The organism is Amycolatopsis vancoresmycina (genome assembly GCF_000716785.1).
GTDB classification, from domain to species: domain Bacteria; phylum Actinomycetota; class Actinomycetes; order Mycobacteriales; family Pseudonocardiaceae; genus Amycolatopsis; species Amycolatopsis vancoresmycina.
In genome coordinates this window covers 1175231-1191349 of record NZ_JNYY01000001.1, presented here as the reverse complement: position 1 = coordinate 1191349, position 16119 = coordinate 1175231, and the positions used below count along the sequence as shown (strand labels likewise).

The window sequence follows — 16119 nt, the reverse complement described above, 5'->3', positions numbered from 1 at the left end:
CGGACCTCAGCTGCCGTGCCGTTGGCCGTCGAACTTCGCCAGGCGGCCCGCGGCCGCCAAGAGCTGTGGCATGAGCTCGTATGCGGGGAAGCGACCGAGCGATCCCTGCCGGCACGACACCTCGTCGAACGCGGCGATGCCGTCAGCCGGCGCGGTGCCGCCGTGCACGAGCACCGGAACCGGGTGCCAGCTGTGCGCCGAGAGGTGGGCCGGCGTGGCGTGGTCACCGGTCACCGCGAGAACCTCCACGCCGCTCGCGCGGATCGCCGGAACCAGGGCGTCGACAGCTTCGATGGCGGTCTTCTTGGCCTCGAAGTCGCCGTCCTCCCCGGCCAGGTCCGGCGTTTCCACGTGTACGTAGACGAATTCCACGCCGTCACGCACGAGCTCCGGCAGTGCCTGCACGGCCGTCTCGAGGTTGCGGACGTGGTGCGTCTCGAAGCCGAGCAGACGGGTGATTCCCCGGTACATCGGATAGGTGGCCAACGCCGCGGCCCGCACCTGGTAGCGCTCGGGGAAGGGAGGTAGCTCTCGACGGGTGTCGAAACCGCGCAGCAACAGGAAGTTCCCCGACTTCCGGTGGGCCAGCACGTTCCTGCAGCGTGCCAGCACGGTGCCGACCGTCTCGGCGGCAAGGACGCCCGCCTCGGACAACGGTGCCGGGGCGAGGGGCGGGACGTCGGTCCGCTGTGGGTCCGTGTCGGCGATGTCGGGGCTCAAACCCGCTCCCCGCAACAGCAGGAGAGCGCGGTGTCCCATTTCCACCACGAGGCGGACCTGGACGTCACCGAAGGACTGTTCGTTGACGAGGTCGCAGACCTCGATCGCCTCTTCGGTGGACATCCGGCCGGCCCGGCGGTCGGCGATGGTTCCGTCCTCGGACAGCGTGCAGATGTTCGCCCGAGCCACCACGTCACCTTCGGCGAGTTCCACCCCCAGGCCGGCGGCGGTGAAGGTGCCTCTGCCGACGCGGTAACGCAGCGGGTCGTACCCGAACAGTCCCAGGTGGCCCGCGCCGGACCCCGGGGTGATACCTCGGCGCACCGGGTCGTGCAGCCCGAGGGCACTGGTCGCGGCGAGCTCGTCCAGGTTCGGTGTGCGGGCCATGGCCAGCTCGGAAGCCCTGTGCGCGGTGCGGTACCCGCCGACTCCGTCCAGCACCAGCAGGGCGATCGTGCGCCCCTGGCGACCGGCCAGGGCCGTCACCGTCGCCTCGAAGGCAGTCGTGGCGCCGGCGGATGCCATGGTCAATCCGTCCTGTCGTCAGGTGATAGCACGGAGTAACATTCAAACAGCAGGTGAGCGTAGGAGGCAAGGGATTGACATCAACGGGAAGCGCGATCGGCATCGGAGCCGACGAGTGGGGGATTCCCTTGAAGGACCACATCGGCGACCTCTTGCGGGGCCGCGGCTACCCAGTTCTCGACTACAGCGGCTTCCCGGTCCGCGACTACCCGGACGTGGCGTCGGACGCGGCCGAGGCGATCTGCCGGGGTGAGTGCACCCGGGCGATCCTCTTCTGCGGGACCGGACTGGGCATGGCCATCGTGGCCAACAAGTTCTACGGTGTCCGGGCGGTGACCGCGCACGACACGTTGTCGGCCGAACGAGCCCGCACCTCGAACGACGCCCAGATCCTCACCATGGGCGCAATGGTGATCGCGCCCTCTGCCGCGGAGACGGTGGTGGACCGGTGGCTCGCCGCGGAGTTCGGGGGCGGCCGGTCACTTCGCAAAGTCGAGAGAGTCAACCAGATCGACGCGAGGAACCGGCTGCCGCCATCGCGGGCAGCCCGGCGTTAGCGGCGCGTGCGGTGTCAGCTGGGCAGCCGATGAACGTTGCACTCCACCGCATGGGCGAGGTGGGTGTCTGGACCAGGCAGTTCAACTTCTTCCCGACCTCCCGGGTCCGACGTGCGGTACGGGATCTCGAAGCACTCGGTTACGGCGCGGTGTGGGTGGGGGAGACGGTCTACCGGGAGCCGCTGACCCATGCTGCGGTACTGCTCGGCGCGACCGGCCGGATGGTGGTGGCAACGGGGATCGCCGCCATCTGGGCGCGGGACCCGTTCGCCGCGACCGCCGCTGCGTTGACGCTCGCCGAGGCCTACCCGGACCGGTTCGTGCTCGGGATCGGCGTCAGCCACGCGTCGCTCGTCGAGGACGTCCGGGGAACGTGCTACCGGCGCCCGTTGGCGTCGATGCGGGACTACCTCGACGGGATGGACCGGGCGGCCACCGCGTACCGGGCAGTGGCCCCGCCGTCGGCCCCGCGCCTCCTGGCCGCGCTGGGCCCGCGCATGCTCGAACTCGCCGCGACGAGGGCACAAGGGGCCCTCACTTACCTCGTCCCGCCCGAACACACCGCCAGGGCGAGGGAAATCCTCGGTCCTGATGCCACGTTGTGCGTGGAACAGGCGCTGCTGCTGGACGGGACACCGTCGACAGCACGTGCCGTGGCGAGGAAGCACCTGAACCGCTACCTGGCCATGCCCAACTACGTCGCCAATTGGCGGCGGCTCGGCTTCACGGACGAGGACATCGCGGGTGCCGGCAGTGACCGCCTTGTCGACGCGCTCGTGTCCTGGGGCGATCCGGCCGTGGCGACCGCGCGGATACGCGAACACCTCGACGCCGGTGCCGACCACGTCTGTGTCCAGCTCTACCACGCGGACCTCGAACACCTGCCCGAGGACGGCTGGCGGCAGGTGGCCGAGACAGTGGGCCTCATTCCCGGTGGAACAACCACATCCCGGGCAGAAGCCGTTCCACCGCGAGCTGACTGACGTCGAACCGGTCCGACGGCTTGCTGGCCAGCCCGCCTTTCCACGCGATCGCGGCCGACCCGCCACCGTCCATCGCGATCGCCTCGACACAGCCCAGAGCCACGAGACGATCCCGCAGCTCGATGGGACTGGCCCCCTGACTGTCCCGGCCTTCGCGGTAGGTGCGTACCTCGCACCCCTCGGCGTGGAGGACGTACATCCTCCCGTCACCGGTCAAACCGATCGCGAGGTGTGCGTGGTTCTCCTCCACGACATACCGGTCGGGCAGGAACACGGGCGGGATGGTGCAGTCCTCGCTGCCGTGCTCGTGGCCGGCGAAGTCGAGACCAGCCAGCTCGACCATGGGGTCGCACGGTCGGCCGTCCCGGATCAACGGCACCCAGCCCTGGGTGCCGTGGAGGGGCCGCCCGGCATCAGGGCCGCAGTCGACCTGGTGCTTGACAACCCGGTCGCCACCCCGGATCGCCGTGACAACCGGTGACGCGTAACGCTTCTGCAGCCCGATCACGGCCGCGTTCATCGGGATGCGGGTACCGCCGCCCTCCTTCAGCCCGACGACGGCCTCGCCCACCACGACGAAGTCCACCCGGTCGTCGTCCTGCGGCGTGGTGAACGTTCCCGCCGCCCGTGCGGTGGGTGTCCACACCGAACACTCCGCACCGTCCTGCGCGGGGTTGACGGCCATGGGCATCGCACCCGGCAGCCGGACGGATCGGCCGGCCACCACCACTCCGCCCGGGAGAGTGGCTGACCAGTTCTCGGGACCGATCGTGCGGATCAGCGCACGGCGCATGCCGCCGCCGTAGAGTAGATCATCGTTCTCGTTGCCGTACGTGTCCCTGGTCACGAGAAAGGCCGGACGACGGTAGATCGGCGGGTTCACCACCACCTCGTCGGTGATCACGAGGCCGATGGGGTCCATCGCGAACGAGAACGGATCCGAGACGAACTCCTCCTCCACGATGACGAAGTAGCTGCCGTTGAAACCGGCCGTGGCGGTCACCGCTTCCCGCGACAGCAACGTGCTCATGGGGTTGATCGGGACGACCAGGTCGACGGGCTGCCGAGCTGCCTTGGCGCCCAGGCGAAGGTCGCTCTTGCCGGCCGGGTAGAACACGAGCCGGCCGTCCCGGTCCAGTCTCTCCAGACACACCAGGGTCGCGTCGTGATCGTCGAGAACGGCGTCCGGGCCCAACGTGACCCGCCCGTCCGTCTCCGCGACGAGAACACGGCGTTCGGCGGCGGTCTTGAGCAGCTGGTAGTCCGCCCGGTCTCGGTCGACGACAGCGGTCCCGTGCCACCGAACCTCCTGCGTGGCGTCCTCCTGACCGCGACCGCCGACGAACAACAACACGGACCGGTGTGCCGGCGCCTGCCGTCCGAAGACGGAGTAGTACTGCGCGTGGCGCAAAAGGTCGTCGGGGTAAGGCTGGGGGCGAGCCTGCCGGTAGCTGAGCTCGTGCGCGGGTGCGGAGGACACCTGATCGGCGAGATCGATCTCCAGGCAGACGACGCGAGTAACGGCCTCGCCCACTCGCGGCCACGACTCGCGCCACAGTCGAAGAGTCAAGTCATCCCCCTCAGTTCGCCCACCCTCCCGATGCACGATAGCCACCAGTGCCAGGGCAGCTGCCGGCCGCGTGACGACACGCGGTCTCGACGGCACGCGGTCGAGGTCCGGCCGAGAGGGCGACCCGTCATCTCCGGGCTGCTCTCGGAAGCCGTCGGATGCGGCGCTGTCGTGGTGACCTGCCGGCTCGCCGGCGGGGAAGGTCTACAAAGGAGGCAGAACGAGCGACGATGATCACCACGCGGACGGCCGCCGACGCGACGGGGAACCCCGGCCCGCGCAGGGTCGGACGAAAACCCCCGCGGGTACGAGGTTCGTGGCGTTGCCGCCGGGGATCGCGGTGCTGTTCGAGGAGTTGATGGACAGCCACCGGAAGCTCTTCGTGCTGTGCACGCCGGAGGGGCATGCGTGCGGCGGTCCAACTTCCGGACCGCTTCTGGCGGCCGGAGCGGGACGGCAACGAACTCGACGACGCCAGCGCCGGGGAGCGGCCCGCCGATCCCCTCCACGTGACCCCGGTGAGCAATAGACGCTCGAGAACGGTGGCCAAGCGATCGCCGGGCGTGCTCCGGGAGGTGACCGCGCTGGGGGTCCGGGGGCGTGCCCCCGGCGGGGGTGTGGGGGCTCGGCCCCCACAGGACACAACGAAGAGAGCCCCGCTTGCGTGTTCCGCAAGCAGGGCTCTCCCGCGATCGAGTGCGCGATACTGGGATTGAACCAGTGACCTCTTCCGTGTCAGGGAAGCGCTCTCCCGCTGAGCTAATCGCGCGAGGTGGAGACGGGATTCGAACCCGTGTACACGGCTTTGCAGGCCGTTGCCTCGCCTCTCGGCCACTCCACCGTGACTAGGCCCGAGAGCCTGCCGAGCGGATGACGGGATTCGAACCCGCGACCCTCACCTTGGCAAGGTGATGCGCTACCAGCTGCGCTACATCCGCACTCCACCACTCCGGGAACCCGAGTCCCCGTCGCCGTGGTGTGGGAAAACCATATCGGACCCCGAAAACCGCCTCGACACCGGGGTGTCACTCCGCCGTTGCGGGGCCGTCATCAGGCCAGATCGTGGGGGATCAGGTGGGTGAGCGCGTCGTCGACGTCGACCCACTGGTGCTCGTTGCCCGGGAGGACCACGTCGTACGTGCGGTCGAGGAAGTCCGCCAGCTCCTGGGCCGATGCCTCGAACATCGCGTGCCCGGAGGGGGAGTTCAGCTCGATCAGGACCGCTTCGGGGTCCTCGACCGAGGGACGGATGCGGACGTCGCCGTCGCCCGCGTCGGCCAGGAGGCCGTCCGCGAGGAGGTCACGTGCGTACACCCACTCGACCCAGCCGGCCCGGCCGGTGCGGAAGGCCGCGACGACCGCATACGGGTCGCGTGTGTCGTAGCGCAGCTCCACCTTCACCGGAACCGCGGGGGTCCGCGGCGCCAGCAGGTCGAAGACCGCCGTCGAGCGGAGCGTCACGTGATCGTTGCGCATCGTCCTACCCTTCGTCTCCCTTCCCGGCCCGGCCCGGCCGAGGGCATCACCACTGGGACGCATCGGGAGGCCTGTTCCGTCGCGGGTGCGCCGCAGATCACCCGTCCGGGCTCTTCGGCCCCCGTCTCCACCCGTGACCACCCACGGCGCGCAGCTGACCGGCGCGCCCCGTGGGGCCCACGACCTCCATACTGCGCGGTTTAGTCGCCGGGCGATAGCACCGTCGCACGGATGTCGAACGTGGCGTCACGCGGCCCCCCGTCCGCACAACCCCGGCTAGCTCGGGGTTGTGCGGACCGTACTCGCCGGTAAGCGGAGTGTGGTCGTCGAGGACCACCCGTTTGCAGGCGCCTGAAAGTCGTACGCTAGAGTTCATCACAACACCGCGAGCGGGCGATTAGCTCAGCGGGAGAGCGCTTCGTTCACACCGAAGAGGTCACTGGTTCGATCCCAGTATCGCCCACGCGAGAGCTGAGAAGGCCCCGTCTGCCGAAACGCAGGCGGGGCTTTTCCGTATCCGCACGATCGGCGCCCCGCAGGCCGGGTGGCATTTCCACGCCGGACCTCACCCTCGGCGCAACCGGAGTGAACGATCCGTTCGGTCCGGCCGTATCTGCTCACGAGCGCCGTGCGCGCCCCCGCCGCCGAGGCCCCGTGGAACTGCCTCCGAACCGTGTCGACGCGGCGGATTTCTGTCGAATGCGACCTCGTGGGAGGGCGATGTGATCCTCGGCACGCCGCGGCGGCCGGTCAGCCCGCGCTCCCGTGCCGCCCCCGCGCTGCCCGACGTGTGACAGAACCACCGCGCGTGACGCCGTGGCGGCGGGCCTCGGCGCCGGCCGCCCGCCGGACCTCTGGTCCACTGTGGACCACTCCGCGCGCCCAGTGTCCACAGTAGAACCGGCCGGGGCCGGTTCGGCCGTTCGGCGCCGCTTGGTCCACCCGAGTGCGGGTATCGCCCTGTTCGCTACGGAACGTAGTTTTCACGGGGATACGCCCTATTACCCATCGTCATCATCTTGTTATGTCCCGGCCATTTTCTGGCGGGGAAGTGACGCAACATGTGGCTGGAAATCCTTGTAACGCTGCCGAGAGAGTCGCCGATAACTTGCCGTGTGAAGCCTCCGCGGGCTCTGCGCGACTACAGAAGTGTAGTGACTCTCCGGAATCGTTTTCGGTGACGCTGCGTGCTCGCGGGTCAACCAGATCCTGTTTCCGGGAGGTCAGATGGAAGAGTCGGTGCGGCCTTCGTACACGGTGAGCCAGCCACCGCCGCACATCGACCTCCAGGCCATCCCCCGACCCGCCAAGCGGGACGGCCACGACGGCGACGACGCGGCGAACCCGTCCTCGAAAGCGTGGCCCGCGGCCTGGGAAGCGCGGTACAGAGCCTGGGTCATCGGCAGCGATGTGTTCATCACGCTGCTGGTGATCGCGATCAGCGCGTTCGTCATCGATCGCGTTGCCCCCCATGACATGCACGCCTTCGGCACCATGCTCGCCGTCTTCGTCTCCCTGCCCGTGAGCCGGGCCTGGAGCCCGCGCGTGCTCGGCGAAGGCGCGGAGGAGTACCGCACGCTCGGCCGCGGCTTCATCACCGCCGCCGTCCTGGTCGCGCTGGGCGGCCTGCTGTTCGGCGCGCTCGAGGTCCAGGTCTGGGTGTTCATCGTCGTCCCGGCCATCGCGCTGGTCGCCTTCCCGCAGCGCTACCTGCTGCGCCAGGTGCTGCACCGCAAGCGCGCCAGGGGGCTCTGCCTGCTGCCGGTGATGGCGGCCGGCAGCCCCGAAACCGTGGCCGACCTGATCGCCCGCACCCGCTCCGAGGTGCACGTCGGCTGGCGCGTCGAGGCCGCCTGCACCTTCAGCGGCCACGGCGAAGACCGCGACAGCGGCGAGATCGACGGCGTCCCGGTCGTCGGCAGGCTGGAGGAGCTGTCCCGGCACGTGCGGCGCGGCGGCTACCGCGTCGTGGCGATCACCGCCGACCAGTACTGGACGCCGAAACGCCTGCAGCGGCTGGCCTGGGACATGGAGGGCACCGGCGCGGAGATGGTCGTGGCGCCCGTCCTGATGGAGGTCGCCGGGCCCCGGCTCAACGTCACCGGCGTGCTCGGCATGCCGCTCCTGCGGGTCACCGCGCCGATGTTCACCGGCGGCCGCCGGGTGGTGAAGGAGGTCGTCGACCGCGCCGGCTCGGCCCTGCTGCTCACCCTGCTGTCCCCGCTGCTGCTGGTGATCGCCGCGGCGATCAAGCTGAACGACCGCGGCCCGGTCATCTACCGCCAGCGCCGCGTCGGCCGCGACGGCGCCACGTTCACCATGCTCAAGTTCCGGACGATGGTCACCAATGCCGACGAAATCCGGAAAACCCTGGAGCAGGCCAATGAAGGTGCGGGCCCGTTGTTCAAGATGAAGCGCGACCCCCGTATCACCCGCGTGGGTGGTTTCCTGCGCCGGTATTCGCTCGACGAGGTGCCGCAGCTGTTCAACGTCGTCGCCGGGAAGATGTCGCTCGTCGGCCCGCGGCCGCCGCTGCCGGAGGAAACCGCGCAGTACGCGCCGGACGCCCGCCGCCGGCTGCTCGTGAAGCCGGGGCTGACCGGCCTGTGGCAGGTCAGCGGGCGCAGCGACCTCACGTGGGCGGAGAGCATCCGGCTCGACCTGCGCTACGTCGAGGACTGGTCCCTCGCCCTGGACCTGGTGATCCTCTGGAAGACCTTCCGCGCGGTGATGGGCGGGCAGGGCGCCTACTGACCCGTCCTCGCCGCGCGCCGCGCACCACGGCCGCCGACCCCCGCCGCGGGGGTCGGCGGCCGTGTCCGTTCCCGGGCGCCGGCTGCGCCGCGCGACCAGCCGCGGTACCGGCCCGGGAACTTGCCGGGTCCGGGGCCGCTGTTCGCCGGAAGCGGCCCACGCCGGCCGGGGCAGCGGGGACTGCCCCGGCTGCCCGGCTTACCGGCAGCCGACTCGCATAACCCACTCGGGTGATCCGGAGGGCGGTGACCCACTTCACCGCCCGGAGGAGGTTGAGCGCGAAATAGTTCAACGCTCAACCTGGTTGGACGGGGTACCGACCCAACGGAAGGAATCCCAGCCCCATGACCACCTTTGCCGAGCAGACCGAGGCCATCCAGGTCCCCGCGGACGTCCAGAACCTGCTGTTCCGCGAGGCCCGCACGGCCAACAGTTTCAGCTCCGAGCCGGTGACCGAGGAGCAGGTCCGCGCGATCTACGACCTCGTCAAGTGGGCCCCGACGTCGATGAACACCCAGCCGCTGCGCGCGCTGGTGCTCCGGACCGCCGAGGCGAAGGCCCGCCTGCTCCCGCACATGGCCCCGGGCAACCGGGACAAGACCGAAGCCGCCCCGCTGACCGTGGTGCTCGCCGCGGACGTCGACTTCCACGAGAACATCCCGCAGGTCTTCCCGCACGCCCCGCAGGTGAAGGACAACTTCTCCGACGAGCAGGGCCGCGTCGAGTTCTCGAAGCTGAACTCGCTGCTGCAGGTCGGCTACTTCATCATCGGCGTCCGCGCCGCCGGCCTGGCCGCCGGCCCGATGACCGGCTTCGACGCCCAGGGCGTCGACGACGAGTTCTTCGCCGACAAGAAGTGGCGCTCGCTCGTCGTCGTGAACGTCGGCAAGCCGGGCGAGAACCCCTGGTTCGACCGCCTGCCGCGGCTGGACTTCGACCAGGTCGTCGAGACCCTCTGACGCCGCTCGGACGGGCCGTCTCCGGAGCCGGAGGCGGCCCGTCCCGCGTTCGCGCCACGCGCGTGAGGCACGCGAGCGCCGCCGACTAGCATCGACGGCGTCATCTCTGTCACTCCAGCTTGAGGAGCCGATCGTGTCCCAGTCGCCCCCCGTTTCCCCCGTGGCCGCCTCCCGCGTGGTGGTACCGGCGGGCACTACGGCGGGCGCGGCGGTCCGCGAAGCCGGTCTGCCGACCAAGGGCGAGGACACGATCGTCGTCGTGCGGGACGCCGACGGGAAGCTGCGCGACCTCGCCTGGGCGCCGGAAGCCGACGCCGAGGTCGAGCCGGTCGCGGCGAACACCGAGGACGGGCGCAGCGTGATCCGCCATTCGGCCGCCCACGTGCTCGCCCAGGCCGTGCAGCAGCAGTTCCCGGACGCCAAGCTCGGCATCGGCCCGCCGGTGAAGGACGGTTTCTACTACGACTTCGCCGTCGAGAAGCCGTTCACCCCGGAGGACCTGCAGGCGCTCGAAAAGCGCATGAAGCAGATCGTGAAGGGCGCCCAGCAGTTCTCGCGGCGCGTTTTCGACTCCGTTGACGAGGCCAAGAAGGAGCTCGCGGACGAGCCGTTCAAGCTCGAACTGGTCGACCTCAAGTCCGAAGTGGACACCGATGAGGTGATGGAGGTCGGCGAGGGCGAGCTCACCATCTACGACAATCTCGACCCGCGCACCAAGGAACGTGTCTGGAGTGACCTCTGCCGCGGCCCGCACGTGCCGACGACGAAGTTCATCCCGGCGTTCAAACTGACTCGCGTCGCCGCCGCGTACTGGCGGGGTAGTGAAAAGAACCCGCAGCTGCAGCGGATCTACGGCACGGCGTGGGAGTCGGCGGAGGCGCAGGACGCCTACCTGGAGCGCATCGCCGAGGCCGAGCGCCGCGACCACCGCAAGCTCGGCGCCGAGCTGGACCTGTTCTCCTTCCCCGAGGAGATCGGCTCCGGCCTGCCGGTGTTCCACCCGAAGGGCGGCATCATCCGCCGCGAGCTGGAGAACTACTCGCGCCGCCGCCACGAGGAGGCCGGCTACGAGTTCGTGAACACGCCGCACATCAGCAAGGGCGAGCTGTTCCACACCTCCGGCCACCTGCCCTACTACGCCGACACGATGTTCCCGCCGGTGCAGTTCGACGAGGAGAACTACTACCTCAAGGCGATGAACTGCCCGATGCACAACCTGATCTTCCGCTCGCGCGGGCGGTCCTACCGCGAGCTGCCGCTGCGGCTGTTCGAGTTCGGCACCGTCTACCGCTACGAGAAGTCGGGCGTGGTGCACGGCCTCACCCGCGTGCGCGGCCTGACGATGGACGACTCGCACATCTACTGCACCAAGGAGCAGATGCCGGGCGAGCTCAAGTCGCTGCTCAAGTTCGTCCTCGACCTGCTCGCCGACTACGGCCTCTCCGACTTCTACCTCGAGCTGTCGACGCGTGGCGACTCCGACAAGTTCATCGGCGAGGACTGGGAGTGGGAGGAGGCCACCGAGACGCTGCGGCAGGCGGCGATCGACTCCGGCCTCGAACTGGTCCCGGACCCGGGTGGCGCGGCCTTCTACGGCCCGAAGATCTCGGTGCAGGCCAAGGACGCCATCGGCCGCACCTGGCAGATGTCGACCATCCAGCTGGACTTCAACCAGAACAAGCGGTTCGAGCTCGAGTACACCGCGCCGGACGGTTCGCGCCAGCGGCCGGTGATGATCCACCGCGCGCTGTTCGGCTCGATCGAGCGCTTCTTCGGCGTGCTCACCGAGCACTACGCGGGCGCGTTCCCGGCGTGGCTCTCGCCGGTGCAGGTGGTCGGCATCCCGATCACCGCCGACCAGGTCGAGTACCTGCAGGACGTCGAGAAGGCGTTGCGCGCCAAGGGGATCCGCGCCGAGGTCGACGCGAGCGACGACCGGATGCAGAAGAAGATCCGCACGCACACCACGCAGAAGGTGCCGTTCATGCTGCTGGCCGGCGCCAAGGACGTCGAGGCGGGCGCGGTGTCGTTCCGCTTCCGCGACGGCGGCCAGATCAACGGCGTGCCGGTGGAAAAGGCGGTCGAGGCGATCGCGGAGTGGGTCGCGCGCCGCGAGAACGCGTCGCCGTCGGCCGACGCGCTGGAGACGGTCGTTCGGTGAGTGAGGGTCCCGAGCTCGTCGAGCAGCAGGGCATCGGGGTCCAGGACGCCTTCCAGCGCCTCTGGACCCCGCACCGGATGGCCTACATCAAGGGCCAGGACAAGCCGGACGGCGACGAGGAGCCCGGCTGCCCGTTCTGCCGGATCCCCGCGCTGGACGACAAAACCGGCCTGATCGTCGCGCGCGGCGACGTCGTGTTCGCGGTGCTGAACCTGTACCCGTACAACCCGGGGCACCTGATGGTGGTCCCGTACCGGCACGTCGCGGACTACACCGACCTGACCGTGGAGGAGACCCGCGAGGTCGCCGAGTTCACGCAGCACGCGATGAAGGTGATCCGCGCGGTGTCCGGCGCGCACGGGTTCAACATCGGGCTGAACCAGGGGCACATCGCGGGCGCGGGCATCGCGGCACACCTGCACCAGCACCTGGTGCCGCGCTGGGGCGGGGACGCCAACTTCATGCCGGTCATCGGCCAGACGAAGGTGCTCCCGCAGCTGCTGGGGGAGACGCGGGACATGCTGGCCGACGCCTGGTGACCGGCGGTCCGTCAGTCGTCTGGACCACGCCCTGACCGGCAAAAACTCCTGATTGAGTGTTCAACCGAGAGTATGATGGGGTTATGTCCGGAACCCGATGGCTCAGCGACGACGAACAGCGCGTCTGGCGTGAGTTCAATTCGGCCACCCGCATGCTCAGCGCGCACCTCGAAGGCCAGCTGCAACACGACTCGGGCATGCCGCACACCTATTACGAAGTCCTCGTCGCCCTGTCGGAAGCGCCCGGCCGCCGGTTGCGGATGAGCGAGCTCGCCGACGCGCGGCAGGCGTCCCGCAGCCGCCTTTCGCACGCCGTCGCGCGGCTGGAGGCGAACGGCTGGGTGCGCCGCGAGGCGTGCCCGACCGATAAGCGCGGCGCCTGGGCCGTGCTGACCGACGACGGTTTCGCCGCGCTCGAGGCGGCCGCGCCCGGGCACGTCGAAGCCGTCCGCGAGAGCCTGTTCGACCCGCTGACGCCGGAGCAGGTGAGGGCGCTCGGGGAGATCAGCGCCGCGATCCGCCGTCAGCTCTCGCCGAAGTGCGCCGCCGCCAAGGCCGCCGAGGACGCGCGCGAACACGAGGGCGAGCTCACGAAATCGGGCTGACCCGGGGCGGCGCGTCGGGTTCGCCGAGGCGGGTGGATAGGCTGCATTCGCCCACCCGACCCTCGTAGCCAGGTGCCTCGACGAACCGATGCTCAATATCTTCGCGCGTGCCTCCGTCTCCCGCGTCACCGATCCGATCGGCCAGGCGCTGGTTCGCGCCGGGCTGACCCCGAACGTCATGACCGTGCTCGGCACCGCCGGCGCGGTCGTCTGCGCGCTGGCCTTCTTCCCCACCGACCACCTCCTGTGGGGCACCTTCACGGTGTGGGGCTTCGCCATGCTCGACCTGCTCGACGGCGCCATGGCCCGCGCCCGCGGCTACGGCACCCCGTTCGGCGCGGTGCTCGACGCCACCTGCGACCGGCTGGTGGACGGCGCGCTGTTCGCCGCCATCGCCTGGTGGTGCTTCGTCGTCGACGACAACCGCCCGGCCGCCGCCGCGGCGCTGCTGTGCCTGGTGCTCGCCCAGGTCATCTCCTACGTCAAGGCCCGGGCCGACGCCTCCGGCCTGCCGGTCGACGGCGGGCTCGTCGAGCGCGCCGAGCGGCTGATCATCGCCCTGGTCGGCACCGGCCTGCACGGCTTCGGCATCCCGTACACCGTCGACGTGACGCTCTGGCTGCTCGCCGTGCTGTCGGTGATCACGCTGCTGCAGCGCACCGCCGCGGTGGCGAAGGCGGCCAAGGCGGCCGCCGGGGAGCAACCGGCATGAGCAGGTTCAGCGAGCGGTTGAGCGCCTTCGGCTACGCGGCCGGGTGGAAGCTCGCCGGCTGGCTGCCCGCCGGGTTCGGCGGCACGGTGTTCTCGCTCGGCGCGGACCTCGCCGTCCGCCGCGACGGCGGCGGCGTGCGGCAGCTGCGCGCCAACCTGGCCCGCGTGGTGCCGCAGGCCGACCCGGCCGAGATGGACGAGCTGACGCGGCGCGCGATGCGCTCGTACGCCCGCTACTGGCACGAGACGTTCCGGCTGCCGTCGATGGACCACAAGGAGGTCAGCGCCAAGGTCGCGGCCTCGATCACCGGCGTGGAGAACCTCGACGCGGCGCTCGCCGAGGGCAACGGCGCGGTGATGGCGCTGCCGCACAGCGGCAACTGGGACGTCGCCGGCGTCTGGCTGGCCGACTACCTCGGCGGCTTCACCACCGTGGCGGAACGGCTGAAGCCCGAGTCGCTCTACCGCCGGTTCGTCGAGTACCGGGAGTCGCTCGGCTTCGAAATCGTCCCCCTCACGGGTGACAGCTCGGCGATGCGCGTGCTGCTGAAACGGCTGCGCGAGAACAAGGCCGTCTGCCTGGTCGGCGACCGCGACCTGACCACCAGCGGCATCCCGGTGAAGTTCTTCGGCGAAAAGGCCCGCTTCCCCGGCGGTCCGGCCCGGCTGGCCGCGACGACCGGCGCGGCGCTGATCCCGGCCGGCTGCTGGTTCACCGAGGAAGGCTGGCAGATCCGGCTGCACCCGCGCATCCGCGTCACCGCGCGGGCCGAGGTCCCGGCCGCCACCCAGGCACTGGCGGACATCTTCGCCGGCGACATCGCCGCGCACCCGGCCGACTGGCACATGGTGCAGAAGTTCTGGCCGGCCGACCTCGAGGCCGCCGAGCAGGCAAGCCTCGAAGAAGCGAGCTGAAGCGTGGCCGCGCGGCCGATGCGGGTCGGCATCGTGTGCCCCTACTCCTTCGACGTGCCCGGCGGGGTCCAGGGGCACGTCATCGACCTGACGAAGGCGCTGCTCGCGCGCGGGCACCAGGTGTCCGTGCTGGCACCGGCGGACGAGGACGCGGAGCTGCCGGCGTTCGTGCACCCGGCCGGCAAGGCGCTCGGCATCCCGTACAACGGCTCGGTCGCGCGGCTGCAGTTCGGCCCGGTGTCCTACGCCCGTGTACGGCGCTGGATCCGCGAAGGCGACTTCGACGTCCTGCACCTGCACGAGCCCGCCGCGCCCAGCCTGTCGCTGCTGGCGCTGCTCATCGCCGACGGCCCGATCGTGGCGACCTTCCACACCGCCACCACTCGCTCGCGGACGCTGTCGGCGTTCCAGCCGGTGCTGCGGCCGCTGCTGGAGAAGATCACGGCCCGGATCGCGGTGTCGGCGCTGGCCCGCCGCGTCCAGGTCGAGCACGCGGGTGGCGACGCCGTGGAGATCCCCAACGGCGTCGACGTCGGCTTCTTCTCCGCGGCGACGCCGCTGCCGGGCTACCCGCGGGCCGGCGGCACGGTCGGGTTCGTCGGCCGGTTCGGCGAGCCGCGCAAGGGCATGGGCGTGCTGCTGGAGGCGCTGCGGCGGATCCTGCCGGAGTTCGAGGACCTGCGGCTGGTCGTCGTCGGCCGCGGCGACGCCGAGCAGCTGCGCCGGGACGCCGGGCCGGAGCTGGCCCCGCACCTCGAGCTGCTGGGCCAGGTCGACGACCACGTGAAGGCCCAGGCGCTGCGCAGCGTCGACGTCTACTGCGCGCCCAACACCGGCGGCGAGAGCTTCGGGATGATCCTCACCGAGGCGATGGCGGCCGGGACCCCGGTGCTGGCCAGCGGGCTCGACTCGTTCCGGCGGGTGCTCGACGACGGCCGTGCCGGGCTGCTCGTCGAGACCGGTGACCCGGCGGCGCTCGCGGACGGGCTGCGCGAGCTGCTCGGCGACCCGGCGCACCGGGCGTCCCTGGCCGCGGCGGCGGGGGAACGCGTCACGATGTACGACTGGTCGGTGGTGGCCACGCAGGTGCTGCGCGTTTACGAGACGGCCGTCGCGGCCGATCCGCGGCGGGTCGCGGCACCGGAACGGGAGCTCGCCCGGTGAGCGTGCTCGGCTGGCTGCTGCCGCTGCTCGCCCTGGTCGTGGTGCTGGGCGGGCTCTTCCTGGTGGCGACGGCGAACCGGCTCGACCGGCTGCACGTCCGCACGGACGCCGGCTGGGCGGCGCTGGACGCCGCGCTGGCCCGGCGGGCGGTGGTGGCACGCGCGGTCGCTTCGGTACAGGGCTCGCCAGGCCTGCGTACGTCGGCAGAGCGTGCCGAAGCGGCGCCGCGGGCCGAGCGGGAAGCCGCCGAGAACGAGCTGACGCTGGAGCTGGGGCGCGTCGACCGTTCGGGCCTGCCCGCCGAGCTGGCCGAGGAGCTGACCGACGCCGAGCACCGGGTGGTGATCGCCCGCCGCGTCCACAACGACGCCGTCCGCGACACGCTGCGGCTGCGCAGGCGGCGGAAGGTGCGGTACTTCCGCCTCGCGGGGACCGCGCCGCTGCCGGAGTACTTCGAGTTCGCCGAGCCGGAGGTCTGAC

At 70.5% G+C, this 16119-nt stretch carries 14 protein-coding genes and 4 tRNA genes; 12 read left to right on the top strand and 6 right to left on the bottom strand.

Annotation, left to right across the window (positions count from 1 at the left end):
* Positions 1 to 6 precede the first annotated feature (6 nt).
* Positions 7 to 1245 carry an alkaline phosphatase family protein gene (locus OO60_RS05105; RefSeq protein WP_003090459.1) on the bottom strand — a complete coding sequence of 413 codons (1239 nt, stop codon included), beginning with the start codon at positions 1243 to 1245 and terminating at the stop codon, positions 7 to 9.
* A gap of 74 nt (positions 1246 to 1319) precedes the next feature.
* Here OO60_RS05105 and OO60_RS05100 point away from each other — a divergent pair, with 74 nt between their 5' ends.
* Both OO60_RS05100 and OO60_RS05095 read left to right on the top strand, forming a co-directional pair.
* A complete protein-coding gene (locus tag OO60_RS05100; RefSeq protein WP_155848927.1) occupies positions 1320 to 1802 on the top strand; it encodes an RpiB/LacA/LacB family sugar-phosphate isomerase in 483 nt (160 codons plus the stop codon).
* A gap of 29 nt (positions 1803 to 1831) precedes the next feature.
* Positions 1832 to 2785: an LLM class F420-dependent oxidoreductase gene (locus OO60_RS05095; protein ID WP_051767630.1), complete on the top strand. Its 954-nt coding sequence runs from the start codon at positions 1832 to 1834 to the stop codon at positions 2783 to 2785.
* Here the strand turns inward: OO60_RS05095 and OO60_RS05090 are convergent.
* The 5 genes from OO60_RS05090 to OO60_RS05070 form a co-directional block, all read right to left on the bottom strand.
* Positions 2727 to 4319: a phosphodiester glycosidase family protein gene (locus tag OO60_RS05090; RefSeq protein ID WP_003090454.1), complete on the bottom strand. Its 1593-nt coding sequence runs from the start codon at positions 4317 to 4319 to the stop codon at positions 2727 to 2729. The genes OO60_RS05095 and OO60_RS05090 overlap by 59 nt on opposite strands.
* A 733-nt stretch (positions 4320 to 5052) precedes the next feature.
* Positions 5053 to 5124, bottom strand: a tRNA-Val gene (locus OO60_RS05085).
* Position 5125: 1 nt separating this feature from the next.
* Positions 5126 to 5196: transfer RNA gene (locus OO60_RS05080), tRNA-Cys, on the bottom strand.
* Positions 5197 to 5220: 24 nt separating this feature from the next.
* A tRNA-Gly gene (locus tag OO60_RS05075) sits at positions 5221 to 5293 on the bottom strand.
* Positions 5294 to 5405: 112 nt separating this feature from the next.
* Positions 5406 to 5831, bottom strand: coding sequence for an SsgA family sporulation/cell division regulator (locus OO60_RS05070; RefSeq protein ID WP_003090451.1), 426 nt, complete (start codon positions 5829 to 5831; stop codon positions 5406 to 5408).
* Between the two features lie 391 nt (positions 5832 to 6222).
* On the opposite strand from OO60_RS05070, the gene OO60_RS05065 reads away from it, so the two are divergent.
* The 10 genes from OO60_RS05065 to OO60_RS05020 all read left to right on the top strand — a co-directional run bounded on the left by OO60_RS05065 (position 6223) and on the right by OO60_RS05020 (position 16118).
* A tRNA-Val gene (locus OO60_RS05065) sits at positions 6223 to 6294 on the top strand.
* A gap of 764 nt (positions 6295 to 7058) precedes the next feature.
* A complete protein-coding gene (locus OO60_RS05060; RefSeq protein ID WP_003090450.1) occupies positions 7059 to 8585 on the top strand; it encodes a sugar transferase in 1527 nt (508 codons plus the stop codon).
* A gap of 344 nt (positions 8586 to 8929) precedes the next feature.
* Positions 8930 to 9544, top strand: a complete 615-nt coding sequence (locus OO60_RS05055; RefSeq protein ID WP_003077767.1) for a malonic semialdehyde reductase — start codon at positions 8930 to 8932, stop codon at positions 9542 to 9544.
* 133 nt (positions 9545 to 9677) lie between these two features.
* On the top strand, positions 9678 to 11705 hold the full coding sequence (gene thrS / locus OO60_RS05050; RefSeq protein WP_003077771.1) for a threonine--tRNA ligase: 2028 nt from the start codon (positions 9678 to 9680) through the stop codon (positions 11703 to 11705).
* Complete coding sequence (locus tag OO60_RS05045) at positions 11702 to 12244, top strand: HIT family protein (protein WP_003077773.1); 543 nt, start codon at positions 11702 to 11704, stop codon at positions 12242 to 12244. Before thrS ends, OO60_RS05045 begins: the two co-directional genes overlap by 4 nt.
* 83 nt (positions 12245 to 12327) lie before the next feature.
* Positions 12328 to 12849: a MarR family winged helix-turn-helix transcriptional regulator gene (locus tag OO60_RS05040; protein WP_003077777.1), complete on the top strand. Its 522-nt coding sequence runs from the start codon at positions 12328 to 12330 to the stop codon at positions 12847 to 12849.
* Positions 12850 to 12937: 88 nt separating this feature from the next.
* Positions 12938 to 13561: a phosphatidylinositol phosphate synthase gene (gene pgsA, locus OO60_RS05035; RefSeq protein WP_003077780.1), complete on the top strand. Its 624-nt coding sequence runs from the start codon at positions 12938 to 12940 to the stop codon at positions 13559 to 13561.
* Positions 13558 to 14475, top strand: a complete 918-nt coding sequence (locus tag OO60_RS05030; protein WP_003077782.1) for a phosphatidylinositol mannoside acyltransferase — start codon at positions 13558 to 13560, stop codon at positions 14473 to 14475. Before pgsA ends, OO60_RS05030 begins: the two co-directional genes overlap by 4 nt.
* Before the next feature lie 18 nt (positions 14476 to 14493).
* Positions 14494 to 15639, top strand: a complete 1146-nt coding sequence (locus tag OO60_RS05025) for a glycosyltransferase family 4 protein (RefSeq protein ID WP_033260952.1) — start codon at positions 14494 to 14496, stop codon at positions 15637 to 15639.
* Positions 15636 to 16118, top strand: coding sequence for a hypothetical protein (locus OO60_RS05020; RefSeq protein WP_003077788.1), 483 nt, complete (start codon positions 15636 to 15638; stop codon positions 16116 to 16118). Before OO60_RS05025 ends, OO60_RS05020 begins: the two co-directional genes overlap by 4 nt.
* Position 16119: the final 1 nt, after the last annotated feature.